The organism is Chamaesiphon sp. OTE_20_metabat_361 (genome assembly GCF_031364565.1).
Genome location: NZ_JANLWO010000846.1, coordinates 1 through 4,016, shown reverse-complemented (window position 1 = coordinate 4,016; position 4,016 = coordinate 1). Strand labels below are relative to the sequence as shown.

Annotated in this window: 5 protein-coding genes; 2 read left to right on the top strand and 3 right to left on the bottom strand. The window is 45.9% G+C overall.

What is annotated here, in order from left to right:
* The 3 genes from RMO35_RS23755 to RMO35_RS23745 all read right to left on the bottom strand — a co-directional run.
* On the bottom strand, positions 1 to 499 hold a 499-nt coding region (locus RMO35_RS23755), incomplete at its 3' end, for a DUF4419 domain-containing protein (RefSeq protein ID WP_309744981.1).
* Positions 500 to 557: 58 nt separating this feature from the next.
* Complete coding sequence (locus RMO35_RS23750) at positions 558 to 800, bottom strand: 2Fe-2S iron-sulfur cluster-binding protein (protein WP_309744979.1); 243 nt, start codon at positions 798 to 800, stop codon at positions 558 to 560.
* Positions 801 to 873: 73 nt separating this feature from the next.
* Positions 874 to 2,073, bottom strand: a complete 1,200-nt coding sequence (locus RMO35_RS23745; RefSeq protein ID WP_309744977.1) for a class I SAM-dependent methyltransferase — start codon at positions 2,071 to 2,073, stop codon at positions 874 to 876.
* A 144-nt stretch (positions 2,074 to 2,217) separates the two neighbouring features.
* On the opposite strand from RMO35_RS23745, the gene RMO35_RS23740 reads away from it, so the two are divergent.
* Entirely contained in the window at positions 2,218 to 2,628 is a 411-nt protein-coding gene (locus tag RMO35_RS23740; protein ID WP_309744975.1) for a hypothetical protein, read from the top strand.
* Between the two features lie 198 nt (positions 2,629 to 2,826).
* On the top strand, positions 2,827 to 3,699 hold the full coding sequence (locus RMO35_RS23735) for an S-methyl-5'-thioadenosine phosphorylase (protein WP_309744973.1): 873 nt from the start codon (positions 2,827 to 2,829) through the stop codon (positions 3,697 to 3,699).
* The last annotated feature ends 317 nt before the right edge of the window (positions 3,700 to 4,016 follow it).

Here is a 4,016-nt window from a genome sequence, read left to right as displayed (position 1 = left end):
TTTCACTTCCAATATGTTGACGAATTGAGGTTGAAAATTCTGTAAATATCTTAGTCCAGTCATTAGTTTGCTTTCCCTTAACCAGATCGTTATCGACAACTACAATTTTTACCTTGTCTTGATGTTTTACAAAGTGCGATCGCAGTTCTTCTGCATGAGAATTAATCCAATCTGCCAATCCTTGTGCGATTAGCAACCACATCATATCTGGCGATAATGACAATGGGCGATGGTCGTTGAAAGCGTGGTGCAGTGCCGCAATGAAGGGATGAAATTTTACCGATGCGATTAGTTTGTGCCGATATTGCGAACAAGCTTCGATCTTGGATTGCTGAATAGTCGATCGGCTTTGCTTTGGCGTGGTAAGTAATAATTTAATAGCTCGACGATAAGAAATTTCAGGCAAAGGTCGAGTTGCTTGTTTGACATCTGAAACATCAAAAACAGTCGGCCAAGTAGCGATCGATGATTTTACAGATAGCAGATCGAAAATACCCATAGTTTCGCTCCCGATTATTTAGTCAAACTCATAGACAAAGTACTACCATCGATACCGATCACCAAATCGGATCGTCATAGCGATGCACGATCAGCACCGATTCACCGCTGGGGATACTTGCCAGACACGCCCGCACTGGATTTTCTTGCCCTTCGATTTCTACTTCGCAAGCATAACAAGAACCCATCAAACAACCCGTCGGAATCGATATGCCCGCGCGTTCGGCAACGTTGAGTAATGGTTCGCCAGCTTCGGCGGTAACTGTGACTTTATCTGGTAAAAAATGAACTGTTACAGACATAAATTTGTAAGTCGATGGGTGGGTCAGATCCCCGACTTCTTTAGAGAAGTCCGGGATCTGTTTGTTGTCACAATTAGTTTTTAACTTTTAACATTATCATTTTATTAACCAAGAGCGATCGCACATTTTCTAGCGAAATCTCGGCTGACTCTAATAGATTGCCAACTGTTAACTGCGATTGATTCTTGTCGCAAGCTTGCATAAAGGCAAACTCAACATCCGAGAGATTAATTAATTTCCAATCGCAATTAAACACGTTTTGACTTTCCCAGCCTTCGATCGAGGGATGACGATAAGGCATCGCCGCCAGTAGAGTCTCATCCTGCGACCAATCGATCGAGTTAGGTAATGGTGGCTTGGACAGGAAAAACTCATAGTGAGCGACATCAGTATCGAGTAATTCGATCAGTCGATATTGCTGGCGAATGTCTAATTGTTTCGCACGTGCTAATGCTTCGGGTGCCTTGCCTAAAAGTCGCTCCAAACTCCAAAATTCAGGATTAGAAAACCCGACAAAATCTAACCCAGAAGCATCGATTAGTTCAAATAACGTCTCGATATTGTAGTCGATTTCCTGGGGATGGACGTACATATCGGCAAAGCATTCATCTTTGTGATTTTCCATCGCCCAGCGTTCTTTTTCTCGCTTTACTAGGCGATTAGTTTCTGGTAGGGACGCAAAGATCGATCGACCGATTTTGACCCCATCTTGATAGTCTCCACGCTTATCGCCTTGCAACATCCCGATCGCTTTTTGCATCAATTCGATTTCCCAGCGTCCCAACTCCCCATACACGAAAATGTGCATCAACCCACCGGGGGCTAGCTTGCCCGCCAAGGCTTGAATACCGCGAATTGGGTCTGGAGTATGGTGCAGCACGCCCACCGAGTTAATCAGGTCGTATTCCCCCGGTAGCTGGGCGACATCGAACAGACTCAGATGATGAAATTCTACTCTAGTTGCACCCGATCGAGCGCAGCGTTCGGTGGCAACTTTCAACGCACCGGGACTGAGATCGATCGCCGTTACCTGCGCGTGAGGATTGAGATGGACTAAGCTATCGGTACTTACACCCGTCCCGCAGCCAGCATCGAGAATCCGAATATCTTCCCGCTGGGGCATTTGCCCGGTACAAAAATTGTACGCCGCTTGCCATTGCCACCGCCAGTTAAATCCTGGGGGCGGTTCGTCGAGCAGGGGTTCTGGCGGAAAGGGATAGGTATCGTAGAGATTTTGAACTGCTTGACTAATCTGGGCGGGACTGGCTTCCATAACTCGATCGCTGGTTGAACACTCACATATTTTACTCGCTTTAGCAAAGGTTCCCGAATTGCTTAGCGAACAATCGGGGATTAGGTACCGATCTAAATCGTCAGCTATAATCATTTGTGAATATTTGTAGAAATTAACAAACTTGTGGGACAGTACGAACGATTGGTATTAATGGCTGAAGACGAACTCACTCAATACAGCAGTGACGCACGTAAGATCGAGAAATTGCGTCGTAAAATCGGTTTGTCTGTAAATCTGGCGGAGCAAAAAGCTGTCAAAGCTACTCTGGAAAAAGAATTACCTACAGGCGGTATCGTCAAATTAGTCGAAACCCAACGCCAAACCGTTGCCCTCCCATTTTGGGGCATTGCCGGATTGGGCTTGTTATTTGGAATATCACTCAATCAGCCGCTGGACTTTATCGCCGCTATCGGTGGGACTGCTGCGGCGATCGCAATTCAGAAATGGGGCTGGAAGCTTTATGCTAAGAGGATTGTATTAGATACACTAATTGATATCGATACCAAAATTAGTCAAATTAAACCAAATCCTTGATTTAGGTTTTAGGCTTTAGGTTTTAGGCTTTAGAAAGTAGGGTGGGCAGTGCCCACCACAAAGGTTTTTGGTAATATCTATTCGATCGATGTTTGTTCTTAACTACTTGTTGATAATGCCTAAGATTTAGATGGTGGGCAGTGCCCACCCTACGATTTATCTGACTTTTCTAAAAACATATGATTATCAATTATTAAAATGAGTGACATCAAAATTGGCATCATTGGTGGTAGTGGACTTTATCAGATGTCTGCTTTAAATAATGTCCGCGAGGTGAGTGTAGACACGCAATTTGGCAAACCTTCTGACAATCTCATCGTCGGAGATTTAGCAGGGGTTGAAGTTGTTTTTTTGGCACGACACGGACGCAATCATCATCTGACCCCGACAGAAGTGCCGTATCGAGCCAATATCTATGCGATGAAACAAATCGGTGTCGAGTACCTGATTTCCGCATCGGCAGTTGGCTCTTTGCAAGCGGAAGTTAAGCCGTTAGATTTAGTATTACCAGACCAATTTATCGATCGCACACGGAGTCGAACGAGTACTTTTTTTGGAGAAGGAATTGTCGGGCATATTGCCTTTGGCGATCCGATTTGTCAGCAATTAGCTAGTGTCTTAGCAGACTCGATCGAGTCCCTAAATCTCCCGGAGATTAGTTTACACAAAGGTGGTACATATATCTGTATGGAAGGGCCAGCTTTTTCGACCAAAGCTGAGTCGAATATGTATCGACAGCTCGGCGGGACGGTAATTGGGATGACTAATTTACCGGAAGCAAAATTGGCACGAGAAGCTGAGATTGCTTATGCGACGCTAGCTTTAGCTACTGACTACGATTGCTGGCATCCCGACCATGATAGCGTTACGGTAGAGATGATAATTGCCAATTTACACAAGAATGCAACTAATGCTCAAAGTGTCATTCAAGAAACTGTCCGCCGTCTGAGTGCAAATTTATTTGTTTCGGAGGCACATTCGGCTCTCAAATATGCCATTATCACACCGCTAGATAAGGTACCGGAAACTACTAAGCAAAAACTAGCACTATTACTGAAAAAATATCTATAGATAATGTTGGTAAAGACAAATCCCCGACTTCTTCAAGAAGCGGCTCGCGCACGCCTCTGTTCCCCGACGGTTTGCGGATGGAATCGCGCTGAGGCTTCCTCAGTGTGCGTTCCACCAAGCAAGCGACCCAAATCACGCGGAGGTTCCCTCCCGTTCGATGCGCCGCTCCCGGATTATGCGAGACAAGACAGCGGCTCGCAGCCGGGAGGTTCCCTCCCGGATTATGCGAGACAAGACAGCGGCTCGCAGCCGGGAGGTTCCCTCCCGGATTATGCGAGACAAGACAGCGGCTCGCAGCCGGGAGGTTCCCTCCCGGA